We start from the raw sequence: 4,912 nt of genomic DNA on the forward strand, positions 1-4,912 counted from the left end.
ACCTTGGTGCGCGCGTCGTCGGCATTGGCGACTGTGCCGACCAGCGAGCCGTTGGCGATGACGGCAATGCGGTCGCACATGCTGAGCAATTCCTCGAGGTCGGTGGAGATCAGCAGCACGGCAAGGCCGCGCGCCGCCGTGTCGCGGATGCGCTGACGCGAGGCAAGCGTGTTGGCGAGATCGAGTCCATAAGTCGGCTTGTTGAAGATCACCGCCCTGGCGCCTTCAGCCAGTTCGCGCGCCAGGAGCACCTTCTGGATATTGCCCCCCGAAAGCCGGGCGACAGGCGTCTTCAGGCTCGGCGTGCGAACATCGTATTCGCGCACCAGCTGCGCCGCGCGCCTGTCGATCTCGGCGCGTTGCTCGACGCCGCCGCGCCAGAAGGGCGAGGCGCCGACCTGCTTGAGGAAGAAGTTGATGGAGACCGGGAAACTGCCGACCGTGCCTTCGCCGAGCCGGTCGTCAGTCAGGTAGCGAAGGCCGCGCTGGCGGCGTTCGCCCACGCTCAGCGCCTCGATGGCGGCGCCTTCCAGCAGCACCGAACCGCCGGTCGCCGCACGCTGGCCGGCCAAGGCCTCCGCCAGTTGTTTCTGGCCGTTGCCGTCGATGCCGGCGATACCCAGGATCTCACCCGGGCGGATGTCGAAGGAGATCGACGACAGCCCCGGCGCGTTTTCGGTCGGCGCGACCGCGAGGTCGGCGACCTGAAGCAGCGGCGCGGCATCGGCATGGACCGTGCGGGTGGGCCGCTCGGCCGCCTCCGGATCGTCCTTCTGCTTGCCGAACATCAGCTCCACGATCTCGGAGATGATCTCCTGCTCGCCGAGCGTGCGAAAACGCTCGGGTGGAATCTCGCCGACCTTGCGGCCGAGCTTCAGCACCGAGATGCGGTCACCGAAGGCCGCCGCCTCTTTGAGCTTGTGCGTGATGAAGACGATCGCCAGCCCCTGTCCGACGAGGCGGCGCATCAAGGCGCCGAGTTCCTCGATGCCTTTCGGCGTTAGCATCGAGGTGGATTCGTCGAGGATCAGCAGCCGGCTGTTGCGCACCATCGCGCGCAGGATCTCGACTTGCTGCTGTTCGCCGAGCGAAAGCTCCGACACCTTTGCGTGCAGCTTGACGCTGATGCCGAGGCTGCGGGTAATCTCGGCGACGCGCGCCTCCAGCTCCTCGGTCCTGGGCCGCTGCCACCAGGGCCCGCCGAGCAACAGGTTTTCCGCCACCGTCAGCGTCGGCACCAGCATCATGTGCTGGAACACCGTGCCGATGCCCAGCGCCAGCGCATGGCGCGGCGAAGTGATCGGCGTCGGCTTGCCGTCGACCAGGATGCGCCCCTCATCCGGCTGCTGCAGTCCCGACAGCATGCCGATCAAGGTGGATTTTCCCGCGCCGTTCTCGCCGAGCAGCACATGCACCTCGCCGGGACGGATCGACAGGTCGATGCCGTCATTGGCGACGATGCCGGGAAAGCGTTTGGTCACGCCTTCGAGCGCGACGATGCCGCGCTTGTCGGCAGGCGGTGAAGACAGACTGCTCATGAAAGTCCAGCACTGGAAAAACGGGAAATGTCCGGAGGGGAACCGATCGCCCCTCCGGAAGCCGACAGGTCGCCGCCTTACTGGGCGACGCTCGTCATCAGCGCCCTGACGGCGGCGGCGTCATAGACCGGATCGACCTTGATCTTGCCGGAGATGACGTCGTCGCGCACCGCCTGGATTTCGGACCATACCTTGTCCGGGATCGCGGCGGTCTTCAAAAGCTTCACCGAATCGTCCTGGAGGCCGATCGAATAGTGCTTGGTGCCGAACGTGTCCGCCTTGATATCGGCGATCATCGCGGCGTAGACCGGCTCGATGTTCCACACCACCGACGACAGCAGGAAGCCCTTGTCGATGGGCGACTTGTCGCCGATGACGTCGATGAAATAGACCTTCCCGCCGTCCGTGGCCTTGGTCGTCTCGACCGCCTGCAACATGCCGAAGCTGGAGCCGTTGCCCTGGCCGAAGATGATGTCGGCGCCGGAGGCGATCACGCTTTCGGTCACGCGCTTGCCACCCGCCGCGTCGCTGTAGGCGGCCGGGCCGATCACCGCATAGGTGATCTTGACGTCGGGGTTCTCGGCCTTCACGCCCTGCGCGAACGCCGCCGACTGCGAATTCCACGAAGGCGGTTCGCCGGACACGACGATGCCGACCGACTTCGAGCGCGACATCTTGGCGGCAAGACGGCCGGCGAGATAAGCGCCCTGGTGGCCGCTCAGCGTGTAGTCGGCGACGAGACCTTTCTCCAAGCCATTCGGCGTGTCGACGATCGCCACCGGAACCTTCAACTCCTTGGCGATTTCAGGCGCAGAAGTGTTGTAGCCGCTGGCATGCGCGATCAGCAGGCTGGCGCCGTCTGACGCGAGTTCGCGCAGCGTCGGACGAACGTCGCCATAGCCGAGGCCCTGGGCCACGACCACTTCGACGCCGGCTGCCTTGCCCGCCGCCTTGGCGGCATCGATGCCCTGCTGGTTCCAGCCGTAATCGGTGCCTTCTTCAGGCGTCAGGATGGCGATCGACTTGACTTCGCCAGCAAGCGCCCCGCCGAGCAAGACGCCGCTCAGTATAATTGCACTCACACTGCACTTAAGAAGCTTTAACATGTTACCCTCTCTGTTTGATTCACCAATCAATATTCTTGTTGTTATTGCGCAGAAGCGAGATAGACTGCCTGAGAAAAATTTACCCATGGAGCTCAGGCAAAGTGAAGATTCGTTATGTCCTCCCGGCGATGCTGGCGTTCACATCCTTCGCCAGCGCGGTCGAGTTGCACCATGTCATCGTCCGCAACGGCACCGATGGGCTCGACATGGTGCCGTTGACGATCTCGAATGCGGGCAATGAACGACTGTCGTGCAATGCCGACTTCGCCCACTGGTATTCGGCCGGGATTACGACGGTCGAGCCGGGCAAGAGCGCCCGTGTCGAGCTCTGGTTCGACCCGAAGACGGGCACGTTCACCATCCTCAATGACAAGCGCGAGAACCTGCCCATCGAACGGCTGTGGTGCGGCCTGTCGGGCCGTGCATATGCCACGCGGTCACAGATCACGCTCGACCGTGCCGACGCGGCCGAAGGGAAGCGCGCCGTGTCCTGCCGCATGGAGCAGGACAGGCTCGCGTGCCGGTAGGCGCCCATCGATCCGTCGGCCCGCGACATGGCGCGCCCTATTCCTTCGCCAGGAACTTGTCGGTGAAGACGTCGTCCGCCGACAGGGCCGCCTTGAGCACGCCCTGATCGGTGAGCGTCTTCAGCGTTTCCTCCCACTGCGTCTTCGTCATCCAGCCGAGGCCGTGTTCCTTGGTGTCGGGGCTGGTGAAGGTCGACGCGATGTCGGCGTTGATCTGCGCCAGCAGCACATCCTTCTTGTCCGCATAGCCTGGAGCCGCCTTGGCCGTGATCTCGGCGGCCTCTTCCGGATGGGCGACGACATAGTCGAAGGCTTCCCGGTAGGCTTTGACGAAGCGGGCAACGACATCCGGCTTGTCCTTGATCATCTTCTCGGAGGTGAACAGACCGGAGCCGTAGGCCTTCCAGCCATGGTCCGCGCCCATCATGATGCTGAGCGAGCCGGGACCGCCGGCCTTGGCCTCCAGCTCGGGAACCTCGGCGTCGACATAGCCGACCACAGTCTGGACCCGGCCGAGGAGAAGATAGCTCTCATAGGGCGGCGAGACGCTGTTCAGCGTCATGTCCTTCTCGGTCAGGCCATTGGCCGCGAGGAAGCCCTGGAAGAAGATGTAGGTCGAGCCGGCCGGATGAATGCCGATGGTGAGCCCCTTGAGATCGGCCGGCTGGGTGAGCTTCATCGTCTTGGCCAGCGAGATGATCGCCAGCGGCGAATGCTGGTTGACGGCGGCCACCGCGACCACCGGGACATTCTGCGACCGGGCCACGGCGAGCGTGGGAAGATCGCCGAAGCCGAAATCCGCGTTCTCATTGCCGACCAGCCGCATGGCGTCGGGTGAGCCTGAGCCCTTGCGGATTTCGGCGACGTCGATGTCGTTCTTGGCGAAGAAGCCTTTTTCCTTGCCGACGAAGAACATGGCGTGGTTGCCGCGCACCACCCAGTCGAGCTGGACGTTGACCTTGTCGGCCGCAAAGGCCGCGCCCGAGAAGCCGAGTGTCCCGACACACGCCGCAAGCGCGGCTGCCTTGATGAGTGAGCGTCTGAGCATTTTTGTTCCCTTTTTCATTGGTTTGAGAGCGGACCTACGACTGGCTGAATTTCGGCGCCCACGGCACCACGATGCGTTCGAGAATCTCGGCCGCGTAGTAGAAGGCGATGCCCAGCACCGACACGAGCAGCAGCGCCGCGAAGACCAGCGCGGTGTCGAGCTGTGTCGAGGCGAACTGGATGACGTAACCGAGCCCGTCCGAGGCGCCGGCGAATTCGCCGACGATGGCGCCGATGACGCTCAGCGTGGCGGCTATCTTGGTCCCGGCCATCAGGTTCGGCAGCGAATGCGGAACGCGTATCCTGAACAGGATCTGCGTCGGGCTCGCGCCGACCGAATTCATCAGCGACAGCAGCGAGCGGTCGACCGCCTGCATTCCCGCCAGCATCGACAACGTCACCGGGAAGAAGGCGATGACCAGGATCAGACCGATCTTGGGCGCGAGCCCGTAACCGAACCAGAGGATGAAGATTGGCGCCAGCGCCACCTTGGGCACGTTCTGAAACAGCACCACCAGCGGGTATAGCGCCCGCCCCAGCCAGTCGAAGCGCACGATGACCAACGCGATGGCGATGCCCACCACGACGGAGACAAGGAAGCCGAACAGGATCTCGCCCGCCGTCACCAGCGTCGCCTGCATCAGCGTTGCCCATTGCGCGACCAGCGATTGCGCGATCTCGGTCGGAGCAGGAA

At 64.3% G+C, this 4,912-nt stretch carries 5 protein-coding genes; 1 reads left to right on the forward strand and 4 read right to left on the reverse strand.

Going from position 1 to position 4,912, the window contains the following annotated elements:
* Together EOA24_RS27330 and EOA24_RS27335 are read right to left on the reverse strand one after the other, a co-directional pair.
* Positions 1-1,538 (reverse strand): ABC transporter ATP-binding protein (locus EOA24_RS27330; RefSeq protein WP_133374629.1); only part of this gene is annotated, 1,538 nt, incomplete at its 3' end.
* 77 nt (positions 1,539-1,615) lie between these two features.
* A complete protein-coding gene (locus EOA24_RS27335) occupies positions 1,616-2,644 on the reverse strand; it encodes a BMP family protein (protein WP_126081809.1) in 1,029 nt (342 codons plus the stop codon).
* Between the two features lie 101 nt (positions 2,645-2,745).
* Here EOA24_RS27335 and EOA24_RS27340 point away from each other — a divergent pair, with 101 nt between their 5' ends.
* Complete coding sequence (locus EOA24_RS27340) at positions 2,746-3,171, forward strand: hypothetical protein (RefSeq protein ID WP_126081808.1); 426 nt, start codon at positions 2,746-2,748, stop codon at positions 3,169-3,171.
* Positions 3,172-3,208: 37 nt separating this feature from the next.
* Here the strand turns inward: EOA24_RS27340 and EOA24_RS27345 are convergent, their stop codons facing one another.
* Entirely contained in the window at positions 3,209-4,219 is a 1,011-nt protein-coding gene (locus tag EOA24_RS27345; protein WP_126081807.1) for an ABC transporter substrate-binding protein, read from the reverse strand.
* Positions 4,220-4,253: 34 nt separating this feature from the next.
* Positions 4,254-4,912, reverse strand: a 659-nt coding sequence (locus EOA24_RS27350; RefSeq protein WP_133374630.1) for an ABC transporter permease, incomplete at its 5' end; no start/stop codon positions are given.

The organism is Mesorhizobium sp. M2A.F.Ca.ET.039.01.1.1 (assembly GCF_003998035.1).
Lineage (GTDB): Bacteria > Pseudomonadota > Alphaproteobacteria > Rhizobiales > Rhizobiaceae > Mesorhizobium.

Coding starts and splice junctions, on each gene's coding strand:
- EOA24_RS27335 (WP_126081809.1), bottom strand. CDS start 2,644: ATGTTAAAGCTTCTTAAGTGCAGTGTGAGTGCAATTATACTGAGCGGC.
- EOA24_RS27345 (WP_126081807.1), bottom strand. CDS start 4,219: ATGCTCAGACGCTCACTCATCAAGGCAGCCGCGCTTGCGGCGTGTGTC.